Source organism: Streptosporangium sp. NBC_01469, from assembly GCF_036227305.1.
Classification (GTDB): Bacteria; Actinomycetota; Actinomycetes; order Streptosporangiales; family Streptosporangiaceae; genus Streptosporangium.
In genome coordinates this window covers 1,709,201-1,735,668 of sequence record NZ_CP109465.1, presented here as the reverse complement: position 1 = coordinate 1,735,668, position 26,468 = coordinate 1,709,201, and the positions used below count along the sequence as shown (strand labels likewise).

Here is a 26,468-nt window from a genome sequence, read left to right as displayed (position 1 = left end):
GGGTCAGATCCGGAAGTCCGAGGTCAGGCGCGGCGAGATCACCGCCGGCCGGTTTCTACGACGTAGAGAGAACGCCGTCGCAGCCCCGGTCGATGCGGCCCGTGGTGAAGTACGCCACCAGATCGGCGGCGCAGTCCGGCCTCTTCAGGACCGACCCGTGCACGTCGTCGTCGACGGTGAACACCGTGCCGCCGATGGCGGATCGCGTCTGGGTCGTCCACTCGTAGGGGGTCCCGGCCTCGTAGCGGTGTCCGGACAGCACCAGCGACCCTCCGGTACGGCGTACCGGCATTTTCTGCACCGGCAGCGGCCAGCCGGCGCATTCGATGAAGAACCTGCTGGCCCGGCCGGTGACCGGGTTCCGCTCAAGGAGCCGCTGGTGCGCGGCCCAGGCGGCGGAGAAGCCGAGCCGGCTGGGGTCCTCGTTGCAGGCGACCGCCTGTCTCATCGTCGCGTTCTGAACTTCCGGTGCGCCGGGCACCATGCGGCCCGCGCCCTTGTCGAGGATCTCCTTGACGGTGGGCGGCGCGGTGGGGCCGGTCTCGCCCCGCAGTTCCTTGAGCGCCTTGCTGACCTGCGGCCACTCCGGCGAGTCCTGCATGGCGAACCTGGCGATCACCGAACCGTCGACGGCCATCCCCAGATCGGTGAACCTCTTCGGGTCCGCGTCGTACTTCTGGCGGAGCTCCAGAACCGCGGCCCGCACCCCCTTCTGGGTGGTACCGAGGCCGTAGGTGTCATGGCGCAGCGCGATCCATGCCGCCATGCGCGAGAAGTTGCGCTCGGCCGCCGCGGCGGTGTCCACCACGAAGTCGTCCACGCTGTACCGCGGACTCACCACGCTGTCCAGGAACATGCGGTTCACCTTGCCGGGGAAGGTACTGCGGTAGACCACGCCGAGCCGGGTGCCCCAGGACACGCCGAGGAAGTTCCACTTCTTCTCGCCCAGTGCGATCCGCACCCGATCGAGGTCGCGGGCCACGTTCACCGTGGTGAGCCGACCGAGGAAGGCGGGATCGGACCGCCCGCAGGCGTCGTTCATGGCCACGCCGCGGTCATAGATGAGCTTGGCCGCCTCCTCGGTCAGCGGCCCCGGCTTCTCCCCGCCGGGGCTCGGGGGCGGCTCGCCCTCGCCCGGACTCGGAGGCGGCTCGCCCCCACCAGGGCCCGAGGGCAGGCAGTCGATCTTGGTGCTGTAGCCGACGCCGCGAGGATCGAAGCCGATCAGGTCGTACCGGTCGCCGAGCCGTGCGGCCTCCTTGTTGCGCATGACGGTGTCGATGGGCATGAGATATCCGCTACCGCCGGGCCCGCCCGGGTTGAGCGCGATACCGCCCAGCCGGCGCGCCTGGTCCGCGGCCTTGAGCCGGGTGATCGCGACGGTGATCTGCCGGCCGTCCGGCTTGCGGTAGTCCAGCGGGACGTCGACCGTTCCACACTCCGTACGGCTCATCAGGGCGCGGAACTCCGGCATCCGCTGGTCGGTGACGCCTCGGGACCGGAGCACGTCGTCGGAGTAGGCGGGGCAGGCCCGCCACCTGACCTCGGGCTCGGTAGTTCCCGCCGCCTTCGCGGCGGGCGAACCGGTGACCAGGGAGGCCGTCGCGAGCGCGACCACGGCCATCGCCGGGGCGGCCGACCGGCGTGCCGTCTGGCCGGCCCGGTATGCACGTTGAATCATGCGGATCACCCTGCTGCCCGCCGCGCTGTACCCGCGTCTGTCCTCGGGCACACGATCGCATCTGTCTTGGGATGTATCCCGGCCCCGCGGGATCTGTCTTGCGACGGACGCGGCGGCACCGGGCCGAGCCGTAAGCTCACACAGTCATGACACAGCAGTTGGCCGTCACCCTCCGCACCTGGTCGCGCCGGCCCGCGTCGCAGGACGCGGCGCTGGCGTTCGCGATGCTCGCGATCCTCGTGCTGGTGAACGACCCGAACGCCATCGTGCGCCAGCTGGCCGGCGACCCGGCCGGCGACGGGCGGGGCGTGCTCTGGTGGGTCGCGACCGTGCCCGCCGTGGCCGGTGTCGCGCTCCGCCGGCGCCGGCCGTTGCCGATGCTCGCCGTCTGCACGCTGTCCGCCGTGACGCACATGGCCCAGGCCCTGCCCCTCATGATCGTTGATCTGGGCGTGCCGATCCTGCTGTACACCGTCGCCACCCGCTACGAGCGGGCCGTCTCCCTCACGGCACTGGCCGGCCTGCTGCTGATCGCCACGAGCTTGAGCCTGTACCACGCGCTCGCGGCGAGTCCGGTGCGCGGGCTCCCGGAGGCGTTCCAGGCGGTGACCGCCCTCCCGACGGCTCCGGTCACCGCCCCGCCGGCCGGGACCGACGGGGTCCACCTGGTCGGCCGGCAGGCGTGGAACGCCTGGAGCGGCCTTCCCGTGCTCGGATCCGCCCTGGTCGCCTCCTGGGCGATCGGCTCCGGCTCGCGCAGCCGCCGGGCCTACCTCGACGAGTTGCACGCGCATGCCCAGGATCTCGAACGGGAACGGGACCAGCAGGCGGCCCTCGCGGTGGCCGCCGAGCGCGGGCGGATCAGTCGGGAGTTGCACGACGTCGTCGCGCACGGCCTGTCGGTGATGGTGATCCAGGCGCAGGGCGGCGGCGCCGCGCTGGACAACAGGCCCGCCGACACCCGGGCCGCGCTGGAGGCGATCGTCAAGACCGGGCGCGACTCTCTCGCCGACATGCGCAGGGTGCTCGCCGCGGTGGGCGAGGTGGACGACACGTGGCACCCGCAGCCCGGACTCGCGCAGCTGTCCACGCTGCTCGACCAGGTGAGAAGGGCGGGCACGCCGGTGCGGCTGCACGTCGAAGGCACCCCCGCGGCGCTGCCGTCGACCGTTGACCTGTCGGCGTACCGCATCGTGCAGGAGGCGCTGACGAACACGATGAAGCACGCCGGTACCGGCGCGAGGGCGGACGTGGTCCTCTCCTACGGCGAAACGGAGGTCGGCATCGAGATCGTCGACGACGGGCGGAGCGCGGCCGAGAGCGATGGCGGCGGCAACGGGCTGCGGGGCATGCGTGAGCGCGTGAGGCTGCTCGAAGGCCGGCTCGCCACCGGCCCCGGGCCCCGCGGCGGGTTCGTCGTGCGAGCGACGCTTCCGATCCGGGGACACGACGCGTGATCCGCGTACTCATCGCCGACGACCAGGCCCTGGTCCGCACCGGCTTCCGCATGATCCTGGAGAACGCGGAGGACATGCGGGTGGTCGGTGAGGCGGGTGACGGCGCCGAGGCCGCGGCGATGGCGCTCGAACTGCGGCCGCACGTCGTGCTGATGGACGTCCGGATGCCCGGCGTCGACGGCGTCGACGCGACCCGCCGCATATGCGCCCGCGACGACGCCGGCCGGACCCGGGTGCTGATCCTGACGACCTTCGACCTCGACGAGTACGTCTACGCCGCGCTCCAGGCAGGCGCGAGCGGTTTCCTGCTCAAGGACACGCTCGCGTCCGACCTGCTCTCGGCCATCCGCATGGTGGCGCGCGGCGACGCGGTCGTGGCGCCGAGCGTGACCCGCCGGCTTCTCGAACGATACGTCGGCACCGCGTCCGCACCGGCCACCTCCACCGCCGACCTGAACGTCCTGACCGAACGCGAACGCGAGGTGCTGGGGCTCATCGCCCGCGGCCTGTCGAACGCCGAGATCGCCGGCCGCCTCTACCTGTCCGAGGGAACCGTCAAGACGCACGTCAGCCGGGTGCTGTCCAAGCTCGGCCTGCGCGATCGGGTACAGGCCGTCGTCCACGCCTACGAATGCGGTCTGGTGCGTGCCGGAACCGCCGAATAGCCGAGGCGCTGGAGGCGGCGGGTGAGCTCCGCGGGGGGGTGAGCCCGGCGGGGATCCGGCCTCGGTCGCCTTCCGGACCGCGGTCGCCTTCCGGACCGCGGTCGCCTTCCGGACCGCGGTCGGCGACGGCCGCCGGAGCGAGCGGCACGGCCGGCACGGTGAGCGGCAGAAACGGCACTGTGGGAGATCGCCGTCGGGTGTGGCCGACAGGCATGGGTCGCCCGTGCGCGTCAGAGGGATCAGAGGGACTGGCGGGCCAGCCAGGCCAGCGAGGCGTCGGCGATCTCCCGCCAGCCGTGGTCGATGGTGAGGGAGTGCGCCCGGTCGGGGAACTCCTGGAAGTCGGTGACCGCGCCGGAGTGCCGGTACTGCTTGAGCGTGGCCCGAGTGACCGCCTCGGGCACGGTGTGGTCCTGACCGCCGGTGATCAGCAGAAGCGGCCCCCGGGACTCGTTCTCGGTGGCGACCTTGGCCGGGGAGTGCGGGTTGAAGTTCGCCGCGGCGGCCTCGAACAACGGCTTGCCCGGGGCGGGGATCGCCCAGCGCCGGTACAGCTCGGCCGACTCCTCGGCGGGGACGGCGTTGCCGAAGGCGTACCTGAACTGCTCCTCGGTCAGCGAGACGGCCCGGTTGCGGTTGGCGGGGTTCCTGAACACCGGCAGAGCGGAGCGCAGCGCCGTCAGCGGCACCGGCAGGACGCCCTTTATCTGCGCCGCGTCGATGGCGACGGCCGCGACGGCGAGGTCCATGCCGAGGAGCTTCTGGGCGATCATGCCGCCGAACGAGTGGCCGATCAGGATCGGCCGCTCGCTCAGGCCCGCGATGATCTTCGCGTAGTGCTCGACGACGTCGTCGATCCCGTGGCCGGCGATCCGGTCGGGGTCGGCGCGCGACTCCTCGACCGTGGCGCCGTCGCCTGGCCAGCCAGGCGCGAGAGGGGCGTAACCGGCGTCGAGGAACACCTCGGACCAAGCTGTCCAGGACGTGGCGTGCAGCCACAGGCCGTGGATGAAGACGACGGGTGTCGGTGCGCTCATGGGGATCTCCTCGGAGTCATCCGGTCGGTGATGGACCTGCAACGTACGACGGCCGGACCGGACCTCGCGTCCGTCATGTGACTGCGTCAGGCGTCCCGTCCGGTCGCGACAGCGCGGCTCTCACCTCGGACCTGGAGGTGATCCCGAGTTTGGGGAAGATCCGATACAGATGGGTGCCGATCGTGCGGTGGGACACGTACAGGCGCTGACTGATCTCCTTGTTCGTGAGCCCTTCCGCGACGAGCAGGGCGATCTGTAGCTCCTGCGGCGTGAGCCTGTCCGACGCCTCGCGCACGCGGGGTTCACCGCTCTCGCCGGAGGCACGCAGTTCCTGACGTGCCCGCTCGCCCCACGGCAGGGCCCCCAGGGTGTCGAAGATGTCCCGGGCGGCGCGCAGGGGCGGCCGGGAGTCGGCTACCCGATGGTGTCTGCGCAGCCACCGGCCGTAGGCCAGCTGCGCGCGGGCCCTGGCCAACGGGTGGTGGGACAGGTCCGCGGCCAGCGAGGCCACGTGCAGTGACTCCGCCCGGACGCCGTCGGCCAGCACGGCCCGCGCGTGCCGCAGGCCGATGTGCAGCGACGGCGAGGGGGTGAGCAACGCCGCCTCCTCCATCTCCGCGACGATGCCGCGCATCGAGACCTCCTGGCCACTGTGCGAGGCGGCCTCCGCGAGATCGGCCAGGGTGTGGCAGCGCAGCGCGAGCTGGTAGGCGGGATCGGCCGGATCATGCACTCGGCGCAGCTAGTCGTACGCCTCGGCGTACCTCCCGGCACCGAGCGCGGCGAGGCCGCGGGCGATCTGGACGGTGGCCAGGACCGGCCGGGCACCGACGGGAAGACCGACCCTTTCCGCCTCGCCCGCGAGGGAGTACGCGCGTTCCTCCTCCCCGCGCAGCGCCGCCACCTGGGCTTCGATCGCCCGTGCCATGCCGTACAGATAGGGCTGGGAGGTCTCCGTCGCGAGCTGGACCGCCTCCGCCGCGGCGGGGCCGGCGACCCGGAGATACCCGAGATGGGCGGCGCTCGAGGCCTGTGCCACGAGGGCGCGCGTCAGGAGCTGGAGCCTGCCCTCGGCGCGCAGGCCGTCCAGGGCGGCGGCGGAGAACCCCAGGCCGAGGTCCAGGGTGCCCACCAGCACCGAGGCACTGCCCACGAGCCGGGTCGACTCCGGGTCGGTACCCGCCTGGTCGGCCAGCAGCCGAAGGCCCGCGATGACACGGGCGCCGCGCTCGATGGGGGCCGCGTACCCGAGGATGGCCAGCAGGCGGGGATCGGCCGCGTCGACGGGGAGCGACTCGGCGACCTCGACGACCCGCCGCCGCGCCTGGCTCCCCGGCTCCGACCAGAAGCAGCGCAGTGCCCCGCTCCACAGGATCCGCACGGCCAGGTCGACGTCGCCACCGGCGGCGACCTGTTCGGCGAGCGAGGCCAGCGCGTGCGCGCCGACCCGGTCCTCTCGCATGCCGTCGTCGAAGTCGCCCCTGATCCACGCCGCGCGTGCCTTCTGCTGGGGCGACAGGGCCAGCGGCTCGGCTTCCGCCAGCAGCCGGGCGACGATGTCCCGCCGGCCGAGCTCGACGGCGAGGGCGGCGGCCGTCAGCAGCCGTTCGGCCCTGCACCTCCGGTCCTGGCTCAGCTCCGCGCCCCGTTCCAGCGCGGCGACCGCCGCCACGACGTCACCACGACGCCGCGCCCGCAGCGCCCTCGCGTCCAGCCGTTCGGCCAGCGTTTCCTCGGGTCCCGAAGCGGCGGCGGCCCTGTGCCAGACGGCCCTGTCGTCGCTCTCGCCCAGGACGTCGGCCAGGGCGGCGTGTGCTCGCCGGCGATCGGCCGCGCCGGAGGCCTGGTAGACGGCCGAGCGCATGAGGGGGTGCCGGAAACGCACGCCGGGGCCGTTCACGCTGAGCAGCCGCGCGCCGATCGCGGGCGTGAGCGCGCCGGCCTCCACGGGCTCGCCGATGATCAGCGCGGCCGCGGCGAACGACTCGGCGAGCGTGTCGCCGTCGTTGAGCGCGACGACGAGAAGCAAGGTACGGGTATGGGGCGGCAGATCGGACAACCTGGAGGCGAACGCCCGCTCCAGGCGGGCCGTCAGCGGTAGCCGGTCGAGGTCGCGGCTGTGCTCGGGGGCGAGGGAGGCCAGTTCGAGCAGGGCCAGCGGGTTGCCTGCCGCGACCTTGAGCAGCCGTCGCCGCGCCTCCCGGCTGAGATCCGGCGCGCACGCCGTGAGGAGCGCGGTCGCGGCGTCGTCGGTCAACGGCCCAAGAACGACTTCCGGCAGTCCCACGCCGTCCAGGCGGGAGGGGCTCTCCTCGCGAACGGCGGCCAGCATGACCACCGGTTCGGCGTCCAGCCGCCGCGCCACGAAGGCGAGCACGTCGGCGCTGGACCGGTCGATCCAGTGGGTGTCCTCGACGACCACCAGGACGGGTGTGGTGGCGGCGATCTCGGCCAGCAGGTTCAGGGTGGCCCACGCGACCAGGAACGGGTCCGGCGCCGCCGCGTCGCTCATGCCGAAGGCCACCCGCAGGGCCTGCCGCCGCGGTTCCGGCAGGCGGTCGAAGGCCGAGCGCACCGGGTGCAGAAGGCTCTGCAGCGCCGCGAAGGGCAGGCGGGTCTCCGACTCGACACCGGCGATGGTGAGGACCCGCACGCCCCGGGCGGTCGCGACCGCCGACGCCTCCGCCAGGAGCGCCGTCTTCCCCGTCCCTGCCTCGCCGCGCACGATCAGGGCGGCTCCGCGCTCCTCGATGTGCTCGATCGCCTCCCGCACGCGATCGACCTGCGATTCTCGGCCGAACAGCCGCGTCGAGGTCACCTCGTGCCCGAGGCGAAGATGGCGCCCAGCTCGGCCCGGGAGGTGATGCCCAGTTTCGGGAAGACCCGGTAAAGGTGCGCGGCGACGGTGCGATGCGACAGGTAGAGGCGCTGGCCGATCTCCCGGTTCGTCATCCCCGACACCACCAGCTGGACGATCTGGAACTCCTGCGGGGAGAGCAGGTCACGCGTCTCGCTGACCCGCTGATCGCTGCGCTCGCCCGAGGCGCGCAGCTCCCGCCGGGACCGCTCACCCCAGGGGATCGCCCCCAACGCGTCGAAGGTCTCCCGCGCGGCCCGCAGCAGCGGCTTCGCCTCGCCGTTGCGCCGCCGGCGCCGCAACCACTCACCGTAGGCGAGCTGTGTGTGGGCACGGGCGAACGGCCAGCGCGCCGCGTCGGACGCGAGTGCCTCGTCGAAGAGCGCCGGCGCCCGCGTCTCGTCGGCGAGCAGCGCTCGGGCCAGGCGCAGACCGGCGTGCAGGGCGGGGGACGGCGTCCTGCCCGCCACCACCTCCATCTCGCGCAGGATCCCGCGTGCCTCCTCCACCCGGCCGCCGCGCGCCGCCGCGTCCGCCAGCGGTCCGAGCGCGTAGCAGCGCAACGCCGGATGATGGCTGGGATCCGCGGGGTCGTGCATGCGCGCCAGGTGGTCATACGCCTCGGAGAAACGCTCCTCGCCGAGCGCCGCCAGACCACGCGCGGCCTGTACGGTCGCCAGCACCGGGCGCACACCCGCGGCCAGGCTCAGCCCCTCCGCCTCGGCCGCCAGGGTACGGGCGCGCTCGCCCTCTCCACGCAGCGCGGCCAGCAGCGCCTCCGTCGACACCGCCGTGCCGTACATGAGTGGCTGGCCCGTCTCCCTGGCCAGCCGTGCGGCCTCGTACACGGCGGGAATGGCCACGTCCAGGTTGACCAGCAGGACGGCGCTCCACGCCTGCGCGCCCAGGGCGCGGGCGAGCAGTTGCAGCCGTCCCTGCGAGCGCAGGCCGGTCAGGGCGGCGGCCGACAGGCTCTCCGCCAGGTCGAGAGCGCCCACCAGAACGGCGGCGCTGCCCAGGAGACGAGCGGCCTGGGGGTCCACGATCGGCTGCGAGCTCATGCGCCGGAGCCCCTCGATGACGACGGCGCCGCGCTCGATCGGGGCCGCGTAGGCCAGGATCGCCAGCAACTGGGGGTCGTCACGCTCGACCCGCAGGCTCTCGGCGACCGCGACGACCCGCTGTCGGGCATCCTGCCCCGGTTCGACCCAGAAGCAGCGCAGTGCCGCGCTCCACAGGATGCGCAGCGCCCACCGGGAGTCGCCGCCGAGCGCCACCGATTCGGCCAGCTCGGCCAAGGCGAGCGGACCCACCGCATGGTCTCCCGTCCCGTCGTCGAAGGCACCCTTGATCCAGAGCATGCGGGTGTGCTGCTGCGGAGACAGTTCCAGCGACTCGGTCTCGCGCAGGAGCCGGGCGACGACGTCCCGGTTGCCCAGCTCGACGGCGATGTCGGCGGCCCGCAGCAGCCTTTCCACCCGCTGCCGAGGTTCGTGGCTGAGGCCGGCGGCCTGTTCGAGGGCGGGGACGGCCACGGCCGCCGCCCCCCGGTGCTGGGCCCGGGAGGCCATGGCGTCGAGCGCGGCGGCGATCTCCTCGTCGTGGTGTGCCCTCGACGCGGCCCGATGCCAGATCTGGCGGTCCGTCAGGTCACCCGGGCGTCCCCCGGCCAGCTCGGCCAACGTGTCCGCGAGCGCGGCGTGGGCCGCCCGGCGCCGCGCCGGGCCCGCTCCCCGGTACACGGCCGAGCGCATGAGCGGATGGCGGAAGAAGAGCCGCGGCCCGCTCACCGCGACGAGCCGCGCGGCCAGCGCCGGAGCGAGGTCCCGGTCGCCGGTGTCGCGGCCCGCCGGAGCAAGGCCCCGGCCGTCGGCGTCGCGGTCCACCGGAGCGAGGCCCCGGCCGTCGGCGTCGCGGTCCAGCCGTGCCGCCGCCGACAACGTCTCGGCGAGCGCGCCTCCGTCATTGGCCGCCGCGACGAGCAGCAGCTCACGGGTGGCCGCGGGAAGCCCGGCCACCTGGGAGCCGAACGACTCCTCCAGGCGCGCGGTCAGCGGCAGCCCGGACGTGCGGAGCGCGGCGTCCCCGTCTCCCCAGGCGCCGGGCAACTCCGTCAGCGCCAGCGGGTTGCCGTTCGCCTCGCTCAGCACCCGTCGCCGGACCGTGGGCGCCAGTTCGGGGGCGACGGCGTCCAGCAGCCGCCCGGAGGCCTCGTCCGCCAGTCCCTCCAGGGACAGCAGGGGCAGACCGGCGTCGTCCAGCCCGTAGCGGGTGGCGGCGACCAGCACCACCTGCTCGGACTCCAACCGCCTGGCCAGGAACGTGAGCACCTGGGCACTCGCCTCATCGATCCAGTGCGCGTCGTCCACGACGACCAGCGCGGGCACCCGCGCGGTGGCCTCGGCCAGCAGGTTCAGGGTCGCCAGCCCGACCAGGTAGAGGTCGGGAACGGGTCCGTCCGTCGTCCCGAACGCCGCCCGCAGCGCTTCCCGCTGGAGTGGCGGCAGCGCGCCGTCATGCTCCCTGAGCGGACGCAGGAGCCGGCGCAGGCCCGAGTACGGCAGGCATGTCTCCGACCGCACGCCCGTGGTGGTGAGGATCTGGTGACCGCGAACCTCGGCGTCGGCCACCGCCACGGCCAGCAGCGCGGACTTGCCGATCCCCGCCTCGCCCCTGATCACCAACGCCCCGCCGCCGGCAAAGACCCCGCCGATCAGCTCCGCCAGGTGGCGGATCTCCGCGTCACGACCGACAAGTTCCATCTCGCCGCCTCATTCGATACGGCACATGCTCGCCTACGCCCGGCCCGCCGTCCAGCGCCCCGGTTCTCGCTCCTACGGCAGTACGTGTCAGACACCGATCCCGCTCCTCGACAGCACACGTGTCAGACGCTGAGGCCGCTTTACGACACGAGGCCCGCGTCGATGGCATCGAGGAGTTTACCCAGGTCAACCAGTTGTTCGTGCTCCAGCGTCCCGAAGATCTCGTGCAGGACGCGCTCGCCCGCCGCCGTACCGGCGGCCAGCGCCCTGGCGCCCTCGGGGGTGAGGCCGACGAGCTTGGAGCGCCCGTCCTCGGGATCCGCCGCCCGTTCTACGAGTCCCTCGCGCTCCAGCGCCTCGACGGACTGGGTGACCGACCGGGGGGCGTGACCGAGTTCCCGCGCCAGCGACGACTGCCGCATGGCACCGCGTCCATCGAGCGCCTGCAGGACCTTCGTACGGGCCAGCGACAGTCCCGCGGCCGTCATGCCGTCGTCGACGACTTTGCGCAGGCGGTATCCGAGGGACAGGTACCGCAGTCCGATCTCCTCGGGCGTCGCCGTCCGGTCCTTCATGGTCATCTCTTCTCGCCGCCGCTCATCTGGTGAGGTACCTCATCGAATGCTATCTTAATGAGGTACCTCACTATCTCCCTGGAAGGAAGAACCCATGGACACCCGGCCCGTCATCGTCATGACCGGCGCGACGAACGGCCTGGGCCGCCTGGCCGCTCTCGATCTGGCCCGCACCGGCGCCCACCTCGGCATCATCGCCCGCAGCGGGTCCAAAGCGGACGCGCTGCGCCGGGAGATCGAACAGGTCGCCCCCGGCACCCCGGTCGACGTCTTCCTCGCCGACCTCTCCCTGCTCGCCGACGTCCGGCGCTCCGCGGAGCGGATCGACGCGCACTACCCCCGGATCGACGTACTGATCAACAACGCGGGTCTGCACGCTTTCTCCCAGCGGGTCACCTCCGAGGGATTCGCCGAGATGACCGCGGTCAACTACCTCGCCCCCTGGGTGCTCACCAACGCCCTGCGCGACAAGCTCACCGCCTCGGCCCCCGCCCGGATCGTCACGGTCGCCTCCCGGGCCTCACTCCGGACCCGCACCATCGACCCGTTCGAGGACCTGACCGACACGGCGGGCTTCACCCGCCGCGGATCGGGCCCGCTGTACGGCCGGACCAAGCTGATGGACATCATGTTCACCCAGGAACTCGGTCGCCGCCTTGAGGGCACGGGCGTCGCGGTCACCTGCCTGTGTCCGGGCTTCAACACCACCGGGCTCGGCCGTGAACTCCCCCTCGCCCGGACCCTGGAGAAGGTCCTCACCCGGCTGAACATCGGCGACCCCCGGCACGGCGCCGACATCATCGTGAGGCTCGCGACCGACCCCGCCTTCGCCGGCGTCACGGGAGGCTACTTCGCCGCCAAGACCGCCAGGCCACTGGAGTGCCCGGAGATCGGCCGCGGCGAGGCGATCCAACGCGCGCTGTGGGACGCCACCGCCGAACTCCTCCACGACACCCGCCGGCCCGGCGGCACGTGACCGTGGAAGATCCGATGTGCCCGAGGCGGCGAGGACGTCGAACCGGAACCGGCCGGTGGGCCGGGCGGAGGTGGGGGTATACCCCGAGGTGAGAGCGGTCGTTTGACCGCCTGAGGGGGAATGACCGATGCCTTCGACGACCGTTGCCGACTATGTGCTGGAGCGCCTGCGCGAGTGGGGGGTCGAAAGGGTTTTCGGCTATCCGGGCGATGGCATCAACGGCCTGCTCGCCGCCTGGGGGCGGGCCGGGAACCGGCCGATGTTCGTCCAGGCGCGGCACGAGGAGATGAGCGCGTTCGAGGCGGTCGGCTACGCCAAGTTCGGCGGGCGCCTCGGGGTCTGCGCGGCGACCTCGGGGCCCGGCGCGATCCACCTGCTCAACGGCCTCTACGACGCCAAGCTCGACCACGTCCCGGTGCTCGCGATCGTCGGCCAGACCAACCGCAGCGCGATGGGCGGCTCCTACCAGCAGGAGGTCGATCTGCTGTCGCTGTACAAGGACGTGGCCAGCGACTACGTGCAGATGGTCACCGTGCCCGAGCAACTGCCGAACGTGCTGGACCGGGCGATCCGCGTGGCACTGGCCGAGCGGGCCCCGACCGCGATCATCCTGCCCGCCGACGTGCAGGAGCTGGACTACTCCGCGCCGGGCCACGAGTTCAAGATGGTGCCCTCCAGCATCGGGATCGACTGGCCGACGACCTTTCCTGACGAGGCGGCGCTCCACTACGCCGCCGATCTGCTCAACGCCGGTGAGAGGGTCGCGATCCTGGCCGGTTCCGGCGCCCGGGGGGCCCGGGAGGAGCTCTGGCAGGTCGCCGGGCTGCTGGGGGCGGGCGTGGCCAAGGCGCTGCTGGGCAAGGACGTGCTCTCGGACGAGCTGCCGTACGTGACCGGCTCCATCGGGCTGCTGGGTACCCGGCCGAGCTACGAGATGATGATCGGCTGCGACACGCTGCTCACCGTCGGCTCCAGCTTCCCCTACACCCAGTTCCTGCCGGACCTGGACCAGGCGCGGGCCGTGCAGATCGACATCGACCCCAAGCTGATCGGCATGCGCTACCCCTACGAGGTGAACCTGGTCGGCGACGCCGCCGTCACCCTGCGGGCCCTCATCCCGCTGCTGAAGCGCAAGCGGGACCGCTCCTGGCGCCGGTGCATCGAGTCCGGCGTCGAGCGATGGTGGGAGACCATGCGGATGGAGGCGATGGTCGAGGCCAAGCCGGTCAATCCGATGCGCCTGTTCCACGAGTTGTCCCCGCTGCTGCCCCCCAACGCGATCGTCGCCGCCGACTCCGGCTCGGCCGCCAACTGGTACGCCCGCAACCTGCGCTTCCGCGACGGCGTACGCGGTTCGCTGTCGGGCACGCTGGCCACCATGGGGTCGGGCGTGCCGTACGGGATCGGCGCCAAGTTCGCCCACCCGGACCGTCCGGTGATCGTGTTCGCCGGTGACGGGGCGATGCAGATGAACGGCCTGGCCGAGCTGATCACCGTCAAGCACTACTGGCGCGACTGGTCCGACCCGCGGCTGATCGTCGCGGTGCTGCACAACAACGACCTCAACCAGGTCACCTGGGAGATGCGCGCCATGCAGGGCTCGCCCAAGTTCCCGCAGTCGCAGACCCTGCCGGACGTGGACTACGCCTCCTTCGCCGCGAGCCTGGGCATGGGCGCCCTCACCGTCGACAGCCCCGAGCAGGTCGCGCCGGCCTGGGAGCGGGCGCTGGGCGCCGACCGGCCCGTGCTCCTGGACGTGTACGTCGATCCGGACGTGCCGCCGATCCCGCCGCACGCGACCTTCGAGCAGATGAAGAACTCCGCCGAGGCGCTCCTGCGGGGCGACGAGAACCGCTGGGGCGTCCTGCGGGAGGGGATCAAGACCAAGATGCAGGAGTTCCTGCCGCACCGCGACAACGGCGGCAGGTGACCGGCCCGCTCGTCGAGGCGGTCGAGGCGAGCGCCTACACCGTCCCGACGGACGGGACGCAGGCCTGGGACTCGGCCACGATCGGGGCGGGGCGGCGGGTACCCTCCCGTGACACGTGACGCCACCGGCGTCACGGCCTGCCGCTGTCGCGCAGTCCGGCCAGGCTCCAGGCGAGGGCGACCCCCGCGTCGGACAGGGCGACACGGCGCCACCGGCCGTCGGCCGCCCCGAGCGCCAGGACGGTTCCGGCGTGCACCAGGTCGATCACCGCGCCACCGGTGAGCACCTCCTGGCTGGGCCGAAGACCCGACCAGGCCGCCTGGCCCAGCTGCCTGGCACCCAGCAGGCGGGCGACGGCCTTCGCCCTGCGATTCCCTCTCCCTCCGAGTGCGCGGAGCACCTGTGAGGGCGCCATCAGCAGCGCCAGCCCCCATGCCGCGCGTGCGACCTCGATCGTCCGCACCGGCGGTATCCTCCCGCCGGATCGCTCCCCGAACGACCCGCGCCGCGTCGTGCCCGTCGCCCTGCGCCCGCGCGCCCACGCCAGGGCGCCCAGCCCCGCCGTCAGGGCCGAGGCCGCCGCGAGCAGTCCGTGGTGCTGGGAGGCCCAGAGCTGGGGGCTGTGCGTTATGGCCCTGCGGTCGAAGGAACCGTGCGCCCCCTCATCGGTACCGGGTTCGTCGTCGGCCGGGCGCCACAGGTTGGGAGGGTCCCGGTGGGTCACCTCGGTGGTCTGCTGGGAGTCGTAGCCCGTCCAGGCCAGGTATCGGTCCAGGAGTCCGGGGATCACCGCGTTGGCGAGGAGCGTCGCGGCGGTCGAGACGCCCACCCAGTACTCGCGCCGCCGCGGATGCTCCGCCGCGTAGAGGATGGCGTCGGCGGGGATCTCGGGCTGGTAGATCGGGGGAACGGGCTGGGGGTGGCCGGGCAGGCGCGACAGCACCCAGTCGAACTGCGGCGTGTTGACCGCCGGCATCTGCACCATCGTGACCCGTACGCCACTCCTGTCGTGCAGCAACTCGCAGCGCAGTGACTCGTTGAATCCCTGGATGGCATGCTTGGCTCCGCAGTACGCGCTCTGCAGCGGGATCCCCCGATACGCCAGCGCCGAGCCGACCTGGACGATCACACCGTGGTCGCGGGGGAGCATCCGCCTCAGCGCGGCGCGGGTGCCGTTGACGAAGCCGAGATAGGTGACCTCGGTCGCGCGGCGGAACTCCTCGGGTGTGATCTCCGTGAAGGGGGCGAACACCGAGGAGAAGGCGACGTTCACCCACACGTCGATGGGACCGAGCTCGTCCTCGGCCCGCCCCGCGGCGGCATCGATCTGGTCGTGGTCGGCGGTGTCGGCCGCGATGGCCAGCGCCTCGCCGCCCGCCTCGCGCACCTCGCGCGCGGCCCCCTCCAGGCCGTCGGCACCTCGCGCGATCAGCGCCACGGCGTCGCCCCTGGCGGCGAAACGGCGGGCGGTGGCCCGGCCGATGCCCGCGCTGGCTCCGGTGATCACTACGACGCGTCGTCCGTCTCGCGTTGTCATGGCTCGGCTCCCATCATGCAGAGTCGATTTACCCCGACAAAAGCGACATAACATCCTAAAGGGTTAATATTCTCGTGGTCGGTGTGCTCACCTGAGGTAGCGCGGCCGGAGGTACGGCGTCACCGGCGCGAAGGCGACGACGAGCCCGCAGTCGGTGCGTGGACGTCCCCGGACAGGGTCACACGCGGCCCGTCCCGGCACATCGAAGGATCGTCGCCAACGTCTCGGACGGCCTGACGTGTCCGCCGTGCGGTGTCCTCCAGGACCCGTCCGAAGAAGTCACGCGAACCACATCATCTCCTGCCCGTGCGGCCGGGTCCAGGCGAGCGGCGTCCCGTCCAGCGCGAGGACGTGCAGCGCCCCGCCGGGCGACTCGGGCAGCGTGTCGTAGGGCAGCACGTCCGGGCTCTCGTTCGCGATCCAGTGGCCGGGCAGCCCGCGTACCACCTCGGCGAACGCCTCCCGCCGCGGCGCGGGCACCTGGTACATCACCGAGGTGTGGAAGACCACCAACGTCGCGCCGGCCGGCGCCTGGGCGGCCAGCGCCGGCAGGTCGTCCACCAGGTCACCGCACGCGAGCAGTGGCGGCTCGGCCGCCGCGACGGCCGCCGCGGCCCGCAGCCGGGGGCGGCGGTGCGCGTGCTCCGGCCAGATGAGGGCGTCGAGCCATGCGAGGTCCGCGGGGTCGCTCACATCGAGCGGGTTCAGATCCAGGCCGGCCCGCCACACCACATCCGGTACGCCGGACGGCGGCACCACTCCGGTGGCCGCGCACTCCAGGACCGGTTCGCCGGAGCCGACCACGTGGTCGCCGTAGCGGTAGGCGTACCGGTCGGGGTAGAGGCACAGCCCGGCGGACGCGCCGACCTCCAGCAGCGCGAGCGGCTGTGGCAGCGCGGCGAGCACCGGCAGCAGTACGGCACACCGCCCGGCCTCGTTCGTCTGCGTGGCCCGGACGCGCATCTCCGCCTCGATCGCCGGCCAGTTCGCCACCGTGTAGTCGTGGAACCCGGCCGGGTCCTCGACCTCGCCACCGAGGAACCGTACGACACCGAACAGCAGGTTCGGCTGCCGTTTGACCGGGGGGAGCGTGCCGAGCAGCGCGAGCACCTCATCGTCGCGGGAGACCGCGAGCGACAGGCGCTCGTATGTCGTCGACACGCCGCACGCCTCGCGCGCGGCGAACTCGGCGTACCTCGCGGCAGTCGTCATGTCCGAATTATCACGCAGAGGGGCGCGGCTTGATATCTCGGGAAGGAATGAACCGATCCGTGCACGCCTTCAGGAGCGAGGCCGGCTCGCATCGGCGCCGTAGCGCAGTCCGTCGACGAGGAGCGCGACCATGCGTTGGCTGTACGCGACTCCCTCGTCCGCCACGGACATGCAGAGATTGGCGACGGCGTACAGGAGGTCCTGGGGGCTGATGTCGGTACGGATCTCGCCACTGGCCGTCGCGCTTTCGAGCAGTGACCCGAGGGTGGGGCCGAGTCGCCGCATGAAGTAGCCGGGCAGGGCGTCGAACGCCGGATCGCCCGAGTGAAGCGCTGTGGCGAGTCCTCGTTTGGTCGCGAGGAACTCGGTGTACCGGTGGAGCCACCTCGCGAGTGCCACTCCCGGCTCGTGCGCCGCGGCCAGCAGCGGGGCCGCGTCGGCGCAGGCGTCCACCTCGCGCTGAAACACGGCCTTGACCAGGTCTGAGCGCTGCGGGAAGTGCCGGTACAGCGTTCCGACTCCGACACCGGCCAGATCGGCGATCTCCTTCGCGGGCGCGTCCACGCCCGACGTGCCGAAGACGGCCTTCGCCGCTTCGAGCAAGGAGTCGACGTTGCGTTGCGCGTCGGCGCGCAGCCGACGCGGCGCGCGTTCGAGTGCGCCCGGACCCGCGGAGCCGGTCGAGTCGACTCCGGTCGGCGCCGTGTTCTCCGTCACGACCCTCCTTCACTTGCATAACCGGAAAGTCTTTCCGTATAGTTCCGGAAAGACGTTCCACTTCGGTCCAGGGTACGGCATGCGAGAGCGCCGGCCACACCTCGACCACAACCCCACTCGACCACAACCCCAGGAGAAACCGCATGCGGTACCGCACGCTTGGCCGGACCGGCATCAGGGTCAGTCCCTACGCGCTCGGCGCGATGATGTTCGGGGCCATCGGCAACCCCGACCACGACGACTCGATCCGCATCATCCACAAAGCGCTGGACGCGGGGATCAACTTCGTCGACACCGCCGACGTGTACTCCCGCGGCGAGTCGGAGGAGATCGTGGGAAAGGCGCTCAAGGGGCGTCGCGACGACGTCGTCCTCGCGACCAAGCTGCATCTCCCGATGGGTGACGATCCCAATCAGCGAGGCAACTCAAGGCGCTGGATCATGACCGCGGTCGAGAACTCGCTGCGTCGCCTGCAGACCGACCACATCGACCTCTACCAAATCCACCGGCCGGACCCCGACACCGACATCGAGGACACGCTCTCGGCGCTCTCGGACCTGATCCACAGCGGTAAGGTCCGGGTGATCGGGTCGTCCACGATGCCCGCCTCCGACCTCGTCGAAGCCCAGTGGGTGGCCGAGCGGCGCGGCCTGGAACGGTTCCGTACCGAACAGCCGACCTACTCGATCCTCAACCGCGGCATCGAGACCGAAGTGCTGCCCGTCGCCCAACGCTACGGGATGGGCACGCTGGTGTGGAGCCCGCTCGCGAAGGGAATGCTCACCGGGCGCATCCGCAAGGGCCGGCAGACCGACCTCCGCCGCGCCGCCCGCTTCACCAGCTTCAGTGACGAGCGCCGGCTCGACGCCGTCGAGCAGATCATTCCGCTCGCCGACGAGGCAGGCCTGCCGATGACGCACCTCGCGATGGCGTTCGCGACCGCTCATCCCGGCGTGACCAGCGCGATCATCGGGCCGCGCACGATGGAGCAGCTCGACGACCTGCTCGCCGGCGTCGACGTCACCCTCACCGACGAGATCCTCGACCGGATCGACGAGATCGTTCCGCCCGGCACCGATGTCGGCACGTTCGACGAGGCCGCCTACCTGCCCCCGGCCCTCCAGCGCTCGAACCTCCGCCGCCGACCCGTCGACGAACGCGCCGCCGCCTGACCGCGTCGAAGCGATGGACCGCGACGAGTAAGTCCTAAGACTGAGAACGGGTAGGGCGAGGCGTACCGGCTGGTGAGCCCACCCGTGGAGCGCGTCGGCAGTGGGCCGGGCGTCGGGCCGGGCGTCGCTCGGCGGATCCTGGCGTTGACCGCCGCGATCTGGCACGACCGCGCCACCGGCCGGCCCGTCACCCGGTCACTGATCGCCTACGACCACCGACCGGACTTTATTCGTCTAGACGGAAGCGGTGCGGGGCGCCTGAAAGCGTTCCGCGTGCTGGGCCGCCCACTGTGCGAACGTGCGCGCCGGGCGGCCGGTCAGCTGCTCGACGGTGTCGACGACGGTCGTGGAGTCTTCGTTGGGAGCGGCGTACCAGCCGATGACATAGTCGGCGTCCGCCCGTGACACACCGGTGGCCATCAGCCTGTCGACGGCCTGTTCGTGCGTGATCGGGGCGAAAACGATGTCGCGGCCGGTTGCCTGAGACAGGATTGCGATCCGTTCACGCGGGGTCAGCGATTCGGGCCCGGTGAGGTTGTAGGCACGCCCCGCATGGCCATCGTCGAGCAGCGCGACTGCTGCCACCGCCGCTATGTCGGCCTCGTGGACGAGCGCGCTGGGAAAGTCGTACGGCTCGCGCACGATCCCTTCGGCCTGAATCGATTCGATCCAGTTCAACGTGTTGGACATGAACTCTTGCGGTTCCAGGCGTGTCCACTCCACACCCGAGTCCGCCACAGCCTCCTCGACCGGTCCCACGCCACCACCCCACACCACGGTGATACGCCGCACACCCGCACCAACCGCCCGCCGCACCAACTCGGGCCCGACCTCGGCAAGCCCCGCCGTCACCGTGATGTGCAACCGGCTGACACCATCGAGGGCGGCGTTCAGCCTCTCCGGTGCCGTGTGCGTGCCGGCCACCAGCTCCACCTCGGCCGGAAACCTTCCTGCGGCCGCGGCCGGATTCCGCGTCAGTGCCCGAACGCTCTCTCCTCGACGGACCAGCTCTGCCACGACGTGCTTGCCGGTGTTCCCGGTGGCACCCGTAATCAGTGTCGTCACAGTTGAGTTCCTTCCGTTACCGACGACCCTAGGAGCTCAACTGCGCTTGAGGTCAAGAAGCCCGCCCGACCACCGGTGTGCCCGTCAGTCCGTCGACCGGCCCGGCCGGTCACCTGACCCGGTGATCGCCCGGAGTGGGGGTCCCGGTAGGAACTCCCGGCGGAGGTGGGACCGGGCATGAAGCGGTTCCCCACCGCGGGTCATCTGGTCTCTTGGGCGAAGTGGACAGGGACAAAGGACCCGAACCCATGTCCGTCCTGCGGGGGAAGCTCAGTCCGCCCTCACGGTTGTCGGCTGCTCGACTCTTACCGGTCCAGTCCAGCTGGTTCGTGGCGGGGCACCAGAATCGGCCTGCCCGCTGCTGGCTATCCTGTGGCACGTCGAGCCGGGCACGGCTCCCCACCACGATCCCACCGGGAGGCGACGACCGTGACAGCCTCCCCGCGCCGGAGCACATGGCCGGCGGCGACGGTGGTGGCGCACGCGGTCCTGGCTCTCCCGACGGTGATCATCCTGGTGGGCGTCCGGCATCTCGGCGCGGACCTGTGGCAGATCTTCGCCGCGGCGGGTGCCGCCGTCCTGCTCCATGTGGGAGCGGTGGTGGTCCATCGACGGCCGTGGGTGGGGTACGCGATCGGCGCGCTGGCAATGCTCGTCCTGGTGACGATGCCCTTTCTGGGCTGGTCACCGAACATGCTGCCCTCGGCCGTGTGCTTCCCCCTGACGTTGTGGCGGCTGACCAGCCTGGTCTCGGTCAGGTCCTCGGTGGTCGCGTTGGCCGTCGCCGCGCTCGGGATCGTCCTCACCGAGTGGGTGGCGTGGGCCCGGCTGCTCCCTGACATCCCTGGGTGGACCCGCCTGGTCGAGGGCGGGCTGCTGATGCTCGTGGTCGGCGGTGTGTGGCTCGCGGCCCTGATGGTACGCCGCAGGCACGAGGCCGGCCGACGAGCCGAGAGCGAACGACTGGTCGCGGCGGTCGCGGACGAACGGGCCGGCATCCGCCGCGACCTGCACGACGTGATCGCCCACACGGTCACCGTCATGGTCGCGCGGATCGAGGCCGCGGCGGTGACGACGGCGGATCCGGCGACCCGCCGCGAACTCGGCGACATCGCCGAGGCCGGCCGGGACGCCCACCAAGGTCTGCGAGCGATGCTGGCCACCTTGGGCCCGGCCACCGTGGCGCCGCGCGCCGATTCCCGGCCCAGAGAGGTCCCGATCTCGCTCGACGCCCTCCCCGACCTCGTGGCCTCGGCGGCGAGCCCGCTCCATGCGGTGACGTTCGCGGAGGTGGGGGAGCGACGGCCACTGAGCCTGAGTTCCGAGGTCGCGGCGGTCCGTACCGTGCAGGAGGGCATCACCAACGCGCTGCGCCACCTCGAACCACCGGTCGAGGTGACCGTCCGCCTGCGCTGGACCCCGGCCGAGGTGGTGGTGGAGGTGCGCGACGACGGCGGCAAGGCGCTTCGCGACGTCGGCAGCCAGGGGACCGGCTTGATGGGGATCGAGGAACGTGTGCGTACCGCAGGCGGCACCCTGTCGATCGACGACGGGGACGAGGGGTGGGCGCTGCGGGCGCGGCTCCCCACGAAGGAGGGGAATGACCGAACGAAGTGAGGGAATCAGCAAGCACAGCACCTTGGTCATGAGGCCGACGAAGGAGGTCCCATGACCGGGATCCGTGTCATGCTCGTCGACGATCAGGAGCTGTTGCGGGCCTCGCTCCGTACGGTGCTGTCGGCCGACGAGCGCATCGAGGTCACCCACGACGTCGCGGACGGCAGCGACGCGATCGAGGTCGTCCGGCGGCACCGCCTCGACGTGGTACTGATGGACATCCGCATGCCGCGCATGGACGGGGTCACCGCCACGACGGAGATCGTCAGGATCGCACCGGCGACCCGGGTGCTCATGCTGACGACCTTCGATGACGACGAACTGGTCGTGGCCGCCATCCGGGCCGGCGCGAGCGGCTACCTGACCAAGGACGTCCGGCCCGCCGCCCTGGCCCAGGCCGTGTGTGACGTCGCCTCCGGGACGTCGGCGCTGGCCCCGGGGGTGGCCGCGACGATCCTCGATCTCGTACGGCAGGTGCCGATGCGAAGGACGGCAGCCCTGAACAGCCTCACCCCACGCGAGGTCGAGATCTTCGGCCTGCTCGCCCGCGGCAGGTCCAACAGCGAGATTCGCGCGGAACTGGTGCTGAGCGAGAACACGGTGAAGTCGCACGTCCGGGCCGTCCTGCAGAAACTGAACCTGCGCGACCGCGTGCACGCGGTGATCCACGCGTACGAGAACGGGCTTGTGGGTCGCAACGATCTGCCTGACTGAGATTCCATCCTGCCGGGTGGTCCCGTCTCACCCCTTGGGGTGATGTCGGCCGGTGACGCCCGGCCTAGGTTCGCCGTCATGCATTTCCTACGTCTGCGTTTTCCTCGTGTGACCTCCCTCCTCGTCCTCGGCGGTGTGCTCGTCGCCGTGCTGCTCGGCTGGACGGCACCGGCCCATGCCACCGGCGAACGGCTGGTCGACGACTACCGTTCCGTCTACGGCACGCCGGGTGTCGCGGCGGCCGTGATCGACGGGTCGTCGGTCGAGACGATCGTCCGCGGCCGGGACGGGGACGGCAACGCGGTGACGGCACGGACACGGTTCCGGATCGCGTCGATGAGCAAGTCGATGACGGCGGCGGCGATCATGCTGCTGGTCGACCGTGACCGCGTCTCCCTGGACGACCCGGTCGTCAAGCTCCTGCCCGACTTCAGGATGGCCGATCCGCGCTTCACCGGGATCACCGTGCGCCAGGTCCTCAGCCACACCTCGGGGCTGTCGAACAGCACGAACAACGAGTACGTGTTCCCGCCTGCACGCGGCGCGCGGGAAATCGTGGCCGGGCTGACCGACAAGATCCTGGCCGCCGATCCGGGCACCCGCTCGGAGTACCACAACACCAACTACTCGATCGCGGCGAGGATCGTCGAGGTGGTGTCGGGGAAGTCCTTCGACGCCTTCCTCCACACCGAGCTGTTCACGCCGCTGGGCATGACCGGCACCAGCTCGACGCTGGGGTGTTCCGATCGTGCCGAGGATCTGCCGTCCGGGTACGAGGTCGTTCTCGGGGTGGCCGTCGCTGCACCGGAGATGCCGGGGATCTGCGTCGGCAACGGCGGGGTGATCTCGACCCTGGACGACATGGTGCGGTGGCTGCGGTTCAACCAGGGAACCTTCGGGGCGGATCTGCTGAGTGCCGGCTCCCTGGCCGAGTTGCACACCGTCCAGCCGAAGGCCGGCGACTACGCCCTCGGCTGGCAGGCACGACCCGTCGCGGCAGACGCCCCGCCGTCGGTGATCGGCCACGGCGGAACACTGGCGACGTGGACCGGGGACATGGTCTTCTCGCCCAAGACCGGTGTGGCCGCCCTCGTCCTCACCAACAGCGGCGGCGATCCCAGCCTGCTCTCGACCAACCTTCTCGCCGAACGGATCGGGGCACCGGCAACGCCGATGAGCAACCCGCTCACCGTCGTGAACGCGGTCCTGCTCGGGCTCACGGTGGGGATGGTCGCACTGCTGGTCACCGCGACCGTCCGAGCGCGCCGCTGGGCCTCGCGACGCCGCGCGGCGCGCCGGCCGAGGCTGGTTCTGCGGCTCGTGCCCCTTGCCCTGGTGACGGTGCTGGGCGCGGTGCTGCCGACGCTGGTCTGGGGGGCGTTCAGCTTCCAGTACTGGATCGTCACCGCCTGGCTGCTGCCGCTGCTGGCGCTCTTCTGTCTCTCCTGCTGCGTGCTCGGGGCGGTCGCGCTTGGCCGTCGCCTCTGGTGCTTCCGCCGCGCCGGTCAGGCGACCTTCGCACCGGTACAGCCGGCCACGGCGGACAGCTGATCTGGGCGGGAACCTGGGACTGAGGATTCATGAGGCGTTGCCGGTCAGAGTCCGTCGTTGGCGTGCCACTGAGCGACGACGTCGCCCTGGTGCTCGACGACGACGCGAGGCGAGGCCTCACCGACAGTCCGAGGCGGTCCCGATTCGAGCTCGGATCTCATCCATCGCTGCTGCTTACTTCTGAGTCGGCGTTACCGGCCTCCTCCCGAACGTGTCCTCCCATGGTGATCCACCGACGTCCAACCTCGTCCGTGGTCGGTGTCACCCAGTTGGCCACTAGCTCGACGTTCGACGACTCCGTCAGCGGCCGGTAGTGCATAAGCGCCACCCGGCAGCGTGACTCGATGCCGTGCCCGAACAACTCCTCAGCGCCCCTGCCCCGGATGACGAGCGAGTCGGCGTCACCGAGCAGGATGCGCACCCGACACCCCTCCCGCGCCTTCGACGCAAGAAGGTCGTTGAAGTCCGGCCACGACTCGTGCAGGAAGTTCGCGGCATAGACCAGGATGCCGATGCGCTGCTCCGCGCGCTCGAACAGGGTCCGCCACATGTCCAGAGGCGCGGAAGCCCGGGTGGGGTAGGCGGCGACCAGTTCACCGCTCCCTCGATGACGTCGCCGCCCCTGCTCGATCGCGGGCCACAGGTGGGCGAGGTCTTCCCGGAGCACGATCGCGGCTCGGTGGGCGATGCCCGGATGCGGCGTGCGGCCGGTGTTGACCCATCGTTCGGCGGTCTTGGGATCAACTCCTACCGCCTCGGCCAGTTGCCGGACACTGATGCCCGCGCTGAGCAACGCGGACCGTAGGCGCTCGTTGGGTGCCATGGGAGCCCCGGCGCACTCGGTTCCCGGTGCGTGCCGGTCGCGCCTACGGCGCGGCGGTCAGCCGGCCGAGTGGTTGCAGCAGACGGTTGACAGCCGCGCGGCCGGCTTCGAGCGCGGCTTTGAGGGGTTTGCCGTTGCGGGTGAGGCGACCGATGTGCGGGGTATCAGGCCCGGGACGCACGGACAATACCGCTGGGGCCTGGCTGCCGGCGGGCGGACGGGTCATCGGCGGCGCGGCTTGGTCATACTGCGCGAGCAGCGCGTCGTCGTGTAGCAAGCGATGGCCGCGTGTGAAGAAACTTCGATGCAGTGCCTCCGGATGGTGCCGTAGAACGGTCACGGCGATCAGGCGTGCCCCGTAGGACGGGCGCGCGTCGGGTCCGGCGGCCGGCGTTCCGATTCTGGTCGGAGGTGCGGGACGGGACCGCAGGACAAGGATATGGCTAGCACCCTGTGCCAGGGCCGTGCGGTAGGGGATGGGCTCTGTGAGCCCCGCGTCGTAGTAGAGCCGCCCTGCCAGTTCGATGGGCGGACCGGCGAGAAACGGCAGTGCGGCACTGGCTCGCAGTGCCAACCGCAGTTCGGCGGGACCGGTCAGATGCGGGCGCAGATCGGTGGACCGCCCGGTGCGGACATCGGTGGCGAGCGGGTGATATTCGACGGGGTTGGTCAGGACGGCGTCGAAGTCCATCCGGGCCACCTCGCGGTACAGGTACTCGACGAGGTTGCGCACATCGACCATCGGCCGACCGCGCAGCAGGTTGGACGGGCGGATCATCGCTCTCGCGTAGATGGGTTCGGCCCAGCCGGTCAGGTGCTCGGGAGTTCCGCTGAGCAGCCAGGCCGCCGTGATGGCCCCTGCCGACGCTCCGTAGACCGCGTCGAAGGCGTGTGTCACTCCGCTTTCGTACAGGGCGAGGGCCATGCCCGCGGAGATCGTGCCGCGCATGCCGCCGCCTTCGATGGCCAGGGCCACCCGGTGGCCGTCTCGGCGCTCACCCGGGCGGCTGCCGCGGCGGACCCGGTCGGCCAGGACGCGCAGCACCTCATGCCGGCCGGGCTCGGTCACCGGTTCGCGTTGCGTATGCCCTTCTCGTTTCGCGGCGCCGGTCATGGTGTCGGAGTACCGTCGCCGGACAGGTAGGAGTGGGCCTGTGCCCAGATGCCGCGGTCGGGTTGAATGGCTGTCCAGGTGACGGACCTGATCCGTCCCCGCCCTCGGTAGCGCCGCATGATGGTGACATGGTCCGGCCAGGCGACGAAATCGCGCAGGGCTTGTTCGTTCTGCCAGATCGCCACCGAGCCGCATCTGCCCCGTAGCGGCTCCGTCCACAGCCACATGCCGACCGCTCCGGGCAGACAGGGCCAGTCACGGCGCAGGCTGAGCCCGGCCTGGTAGACACCGGGCAGATCGTGTAGCCGACTGACCCGGAAGTCTGTGACGCTCACCAGTACCGGGCCGACGACGCCGGCCGCCTGCCCAGAAGTCCAGCGCGTTCTCAGCATGACGCCTGCCACGACGGGGAGCGGCCCAGCAGACTGAGCAGCCGCTCGAAGTCCGGCGCGTCGCCGGGCACCGGAACGCGAACGCCGAACGCGGCGCCCGGACCGCGAGTCTGCGATGTGTCAGGCCACCGGGCGGCTACCGCCAGCGCGGATCCGGCCAGCTTGTGGTCGGGCCGGTAGGGCACGCCGATGCTCGCCGCGACATCCCATCCGTGCACGAGAAAGTCAACGAAGTGCATGCCGATGGCGATCCGGCCAGGGAAGACACCGAACGCACCGACTTCGATCTGACGGTCGTAGATGTCCGGGGCGGCGAACGCCGCCGTGACCGCGGCGGCGGAGTCGTGATAGGCGCGGAGCGGGTCGGTTCCGAGGTCGCCGCCATCCTCGATGGACCACCGCGCCCGTGTGCCCGCGGCGGCGGCGAAGCTGCGGTTTTCGCTGACCATGTGCCACAACAGTTCGCCCAGGTTCCACGCCGCGCACGGTGTGGGCCGATCGAGGTCCGCGGTAGTGACCTGGGCGATCACCTCTCCGGCAATGTCCAAGGCGCGCCGATCCAGGTCCTGGACATCGACAGCGGTGGGAGCAATCATCGCCAACCCTTCTTTGTA

23 protein-coding genes and 1 pseudogene are annotated in these 26,468 nt (G+C 71.3%); 10 read left to right on the top strand and 14 right to left on the bottom strand.

The annotated features are described in order from the left end of the window. Window positions 1-55: 55 nt before the first annotated feature. Window positions 56-1,681 (bottom strand): alpha/beta fold hydrolase, encoded by a 1,626-nt coding sequence (locus tag OG587_RS07720; protein ID WP_329088200.1) that lies wholly within the window; start codon window positions 1,679-1,681, stop codon window positions 56-58. 146 nt (window positions 1,682-1,827) lie between these two features. Here OG587_RS07720 and OG587_RS07715 point away from each other — a divergent pair, with 146 nt between their 5' ends. After that, on the top strand, window positions 1,828-3,138 hold the full coding sequence (locus OG587_RS07715) for a sensor histidine kinase (protein ID WP_329088199.1): 1,311 nt from the start codon (window positions 1,828-1,830) through the stop codon (window positions 3,136-3,138). Further along, complete coding sequence (locus OG587_RS07710) at window positions 3,135-3,803, top strand: response regulator transcription factor (protein ID WP_329088197.1); 669 nt, start codon at window positions 3,135-3,137, stop codon at window positions 3,801-3,803. The genes OG587_RS07715 and OG587_RS07710 overlap by 4 nt, the downstream gene beginning before the upstream one ends. 239 nt (window positions 3,804-4,042) lie before the next feature. On the opposite strand, the gene OG587_RS07705 is transcribed toward OG587_RS07710, so the two are convergent. From OG587_RS07705 to OG587_RS07685, 5 genes are all read right to left on the bottom strand, one after another. Further along, complete coding sequence (locus tag OG587_RS07705) at window positions 4,043-4,840, bottom strand: alpha/beta hydrolase (protein ID WP_329088194.1); 798 nt, start codon at window positions 4,838-4,840, stop codon at window positions 4,043-4,045. 73 nt (window positions 4,841-4,913) lie between these two features. Continuing rightward, window positions 4,914-5,573, bottom strand: a complete 660-nt coding sequence (locus OG587_RS07700) for a helix-turn-helix transcriptional regulator (protein WP_329088192.1) — start codon at window positions 5,571-5,573, stop codon at window positions 4,914-4,916. A 9-nt stretch (window positions 5,574-5,582) separates the two neighbouring features. Then, window positions 5,583-7,658, bottom strand: coding sequence for an ATP-binding protein (locus OG587_RS07695; protein WP_329088190.1), 2,076 nt, complete (start codon window positions 7,656-7,658; stop codon window positions 5,583-5,585). Continuing rightward, a complete protein-coding gene (locus tag OG587_RS07690; RefSeq protein WP_329088188.1) occupies window positions 7,655-10,459 on the bottom strand; it encodes a helix-turn-helix transcriptional regulator in 2,805 nt (934 codons plus the stop codon). Before OG587_RS07690 ends, OG587_RS07695 begins: the two co-directional genes overlap by 4 nt. 140 nt (window positions 10,460-10,599) lie before the next feature. Next, entirely contained in the window at window positions 10,600-11,034 is a 435-nt protein-coding gene (locus OG587_RS07685; protein ID WP_329088186.1) for a MarR family winged helix-turn-helix transcriptional regulator, read from the bottom strand. 94 nt (window positions 11,035-11,128) lie between these two features. On the opposite strand from OG587_RS07685, the gene OG587_RS07680 reads away from it, so the two are divergent. The 3 genes from OG587_RS07680 to OG587_RS07670 all read left to right on the top strand — a co-directional run bounded on the left by OG587_RS07680 (window position 11,129) and on the right by OG587_RS07670 (window position 14,059). Next, entirely contained in the window at window positions 11,129-12,010 is an 882-nt protein-coding gene (locus tag OG587_RS07680) for an SDR family NAD(P)-dependent oxidoreductase (protein WP_329088184.1), read from the top strand. A gap of 127 nt (window positions 12,011-12,137) precedes the next feature. Further along, window positions 12,138-13,940 carry a thiamine pyrophosphate-requiring protein gene (locus tag OG587_RS07675; protein ID WP_329088182.1) on the top strand — a complete coding sequence of 601 codons (1,803 nt, stop codon included), beginning with the start codon at window positions 12,138-12,140 and terminating at the stop codon, window positions 13,938-13,940. Further along, window positions 13,937-14,059: a hypothetical protein gene (locus OG587_RS07670; protein WP_329088179.1), complete on the top strand. Its 123-nt coding sequence runs from the start codon at window positions 13,937-13,939 to the stop codon at window positions 14,057-14,059. The genes OG587_RS07675 and OG587_RS07670 overlap by 4 nt, the downstream gene beginning before the upstream one ends. Before the next feature lie 11 nt (window positions 14,060-14,070). Here OG587_RS07670 and OG587_RS07665 read toward each other — a convergent pair whose 3' ends face one another. From OG587_RS07665 to OG587_RS07655, 3 genes are all read right to left on the bottom strand, one after another. Then, window positions 14,071-15,477, bottom strand: coding sequence for an SDR family oxidoreductase (locus OG587_RS07665; RefSeq protein WP_329088178.1), 1,407 nt, complete (start codon window positions 15,475-15,477; stop codon window positions 14,071-14,073). A 279-nt stretch (window positions 15,478-15,756) separates the two neighbouring features. Next, window positions 15,757-16,689: a DUF2332 domain-containing protein gene (locus OG587_RS07660; protein WP_329088176.1), complete on the bottom strand. Its 933-nt coding sequence runs from the start codon at window positions 16,687-16,689 to the stop codon at window positions 15,757-15,759. A gap of 69 nt (window positions 16,690-16,758) precedes the next feature. Beyond that, on the bottom strand, window positions 16,759-17,406 hold the full coding sequence (locus tag OG587_RS07655; RefSeq protein WP_329088174.1) for a TetR/AcrR family transcriptional regulator: 648 nt from the start codon (window positions 17,404-17,406) through the stop codon (window positions 16,759-16,761). Between the two features lie 143 nt (window positions 17,407-17,549). Here OG587_RS07655 and OG587_RS07650 point away from each other — a divergent pair, with 143 nt between their 5' ends. Together OG587_RS07650 and OG587_RS47080 are read left to right on the top strand one after the other, a co-directional pair. After that, window positions 17,550-18,578 carry an aldo/keto reductase gene (locus tag OG587_RS07650; RefSeq protein WP_329088172.1) on the top strand — a complete coding sequence of 343 codons (1,029 nt, stop codon included), beginning with the start codon at window positions 17,550-17,552 and terminating at the stop codon, window positions 18,576-18,578. A gap of 108 nt (window positions 18,579-18,686) precedes the next feature. Further along, window positions 18,687-18,794 (top strand): annotated as a pseudogene (locus tag OG587_RS47080) (IS982 family transposase); the annotation flags it as partial. Between the two features lie 18 nt (window positions 18,795-18,812). On the opposite strand, the gene OG587_RS07645 reads toward OG587_RS47080, so the two are convergent. Next, complete coding sequence (locus OG587_RS07645; protein WP_329088170.1) at window positions 18,813-19,643, bottom strand: NmrA family NAD(P)-binding protein; 831 nt, start codon at window positions 19,641-19,643, stop codon at window positions 18,813-18,815. A gap of 429 nt (window positions 19,644-20,072) precedes the next feature. On the opposite strand from OG587_RS07645, the gene OG587_RS07640 reads away from it, so the two are divergent. The 3 genes from OG587_RS07640 to OG587_RS07630 all read left to right on the top strand — a co-directional run bounded on the left by OG587_RS07640 (window position 20,073) and on the right by OG587_RS07630 (window position 23,525). Next, window positions 20,073-21,260: a sensor histidine kinase gene (locus OG587_RS07640; RefSeq protein ID WP_329088168.1), complete on the top strand. Its 1,188-nt coding sequence runs from the start codon at window positions 20,073-20,075 to the stop codon at window positions 21,258-21,260. Window positions 21,261-21,311: 51 nt separating this feature from the next. Next, window positions 21,312-21,974, top strand: a complete 663-nt coding sequence (locus tag OG587_RS07635; protein WP_329088166.1) for a response regulator transcription factor — start codon at window positions 21,312-21,314, stop codon at window positions 21,972-21,974. 78 nt (window positions 21,975-22,052) lie between these two features. Further along, on the top strand, window positions 22,053-23,525 hold the full coding sequence (locus tag OG587_RS07630) for a serine hydrolase domain-containing protein (RefSeq protein ID WP_329088164.1): 1,473 nt from the start codon (window positions 22,053-22,055) through the stop codon (window positions 23,523-23,525). 157 nt (window positions 23,526-23,682) lie between these two features. Here the strand turns inward: OG587_RS07630 and OG587_RS07625 are convergent, their stop codons facing one another. From OG587_RS07625 to OG587_RS07610, 4 genes are read right to left on the bottom strand one after another with little or no spacing between them, the layout of a single operon-like run. Then, window positions 23,683-24,348, bottom strand: a complete 666-nt coding sequence (locus OG587_RS07625; RefSeq protein ID WP_329088162.1) for a helix-turn-helix domain-containing protein — start codon at window positions 24,346-24,348, stop codon at window positions 23,683-23,685. A gap of 43 nt (window positions 24,349-24,391) precedes the next feature. Continuing rightward, on the bottom strand, window positions 24,392-25,462 hold the full coding sequence (locus OG587_RS07620; RefSeq protein ID WP_329088160.1) for a patatin-like phospholipase family protein: 1,071 nt from the start codon (window positions 25,460-25,462) through the stop codon (window positions 24,392-24,394). Then, entirely contained in the window at window positions 25,459-25,854 is a 396-nt protein-coding gene (locus OG587_RS07615) for a hypothetical protein (RefSeq protein WP_329088159.1), read from the bottom strand. Before OG587_RS07615 ends, OG587_RS07620 begins: the two co-directional genes overlap by 4 nt. Continuing rightward, window positions 25,848-26,450 (bottom strand): TIGR03086 family metal-binding protein, encoded by a 603-nt coding sequence (locus tag OG587_RS07610; RefSeq protein WP_329088157.1) that lies wholly within the window; start codon window positions 26,448-26,450, stop codon window positions 25,848-25,850. Before OG587_RS07610 ends, OG587_RS07615 begins: the two co-directional genes overlap by 7 nt. Between the last annotated feature and the right edge of the window lie 18 nt (window positions 26,451-26,468).

Excerpts from the sequence above, each read along its gene's own strand:
- OG587_RS07675 (WP_329088182.1), top strand. The coding sequence starts at position 12,138 with ATGCCTTCGACGACCGTTGCCGACTATGTGCTGGAGCGCCTGCGCGAG.
- OG587_RS07650 (WP_329088172.1), top strand. The coding sequence starts at position 17,550 with ATGCGGTACCGCACGCTTGGCCGGACCGGCATCAGGGTCAGTCCCTAC.
- OG587_RS07630 (WP_329088164.1), top strand. The coding sequence starts at position 22,053 with ATGCATTTCCTACGTCTGCGTTTTCCTCGTGTGACCTCCCTCCTCGTC.
- OG587_RS07720 (WP_329088200.1), bottom strand. The coding sequence starts at position 1,681 with ATGATTCAACGTGCATACCGGGCCGGCCAGACGGCACGCCGGTCGGCC.
- OG587_RS07625 (WP_329088162.1), bottom strand. The coding sequence starts at position 24,348 with ATGGCACCCAACGAGCGCCTACGGTCCGCGTTGCTCAGCGCGGGCATC.
- OG587_RS07620 (WP_329088160.1), bottom strand. The coding sequence starts at position 25,462 with ATGACCGGCGCCGCGAAACGAGAAGGGCATACGCAACGCGAACCGGTG.
- OG587_RS07615 (WP_329088159.1), bottom strand. The coding sequence starts at position 25,854 with ATGCTGAGAACGCGCTGGACTTCTGGGCAGGCGGCCGGCGTCGTCGGC.
- OG587_RS07705 (WP_329088194.1), bottom strand. The coding sequence starts at position 4,840 with ATGAGCGCACCGACACCCGTCGTCTTCATCCACGGCCTGTGGCTGCAC.
- OG587_RS07715 (WP_329088199.1), top strand. The coding sequence starts at position 1,828 with ATGACACAGCAGTTGGCCGTCACCCTCCGCACCTGGTCGCGCCGGCCC.
- OG587_RS07665 (WP_329088178.1), bottom strand. The coding sequence starts at position 15,477 with ATGACAACGCGAGACGGACGACGCGTCGTAGTGATCACCGGAGCCAGC.
- OG587_RS07685 (WP_329088186.1), bottom strand. The coding sequence starts at position 11,034 with ATGAAGGACCGGACGGCGACGCCCGAGGAGATCGGACTGCGGTACCTG.
- OG587_RS07690 (WP_329088188.1), bottom strand. The coding sequence starts at position 10,459 with ATGGAACTTGTCGGTCGTGACGCGGAGATCCGCCACCTGGCGGAGCTG.
- OG587_RS07660 (WP_329088176.1), bottom strand. The coding sequence starts at position 16,689 with ATGACGACTGCCGCGAGGTACGCCGAGTTCGCCGCGCGCGAGGCGTGC.
- OG587_RS07610 (WP_329088157.1), bottom strand. The coding sequence starts at position 26,450 with ATGATTGCTCCCACCGCTGTCGATGTCCAGGACCTGGATCGGCGCGCC.
- OG587_RS07680 (WP_329088184.1), top strand. The coding sequence starts at position 11,129 with ATGGACACCCGGCCCGTCATCGTCATGACCGGCGCGACGAACGGCCTG.
- OG587_RS07635 (WP_329088166.1), top strand. The coding sequence starts at position 21,312 with ATGACCGGGATCCGTGTCATGCTCGTCGACGATCAGGAGCTGTTGCGG.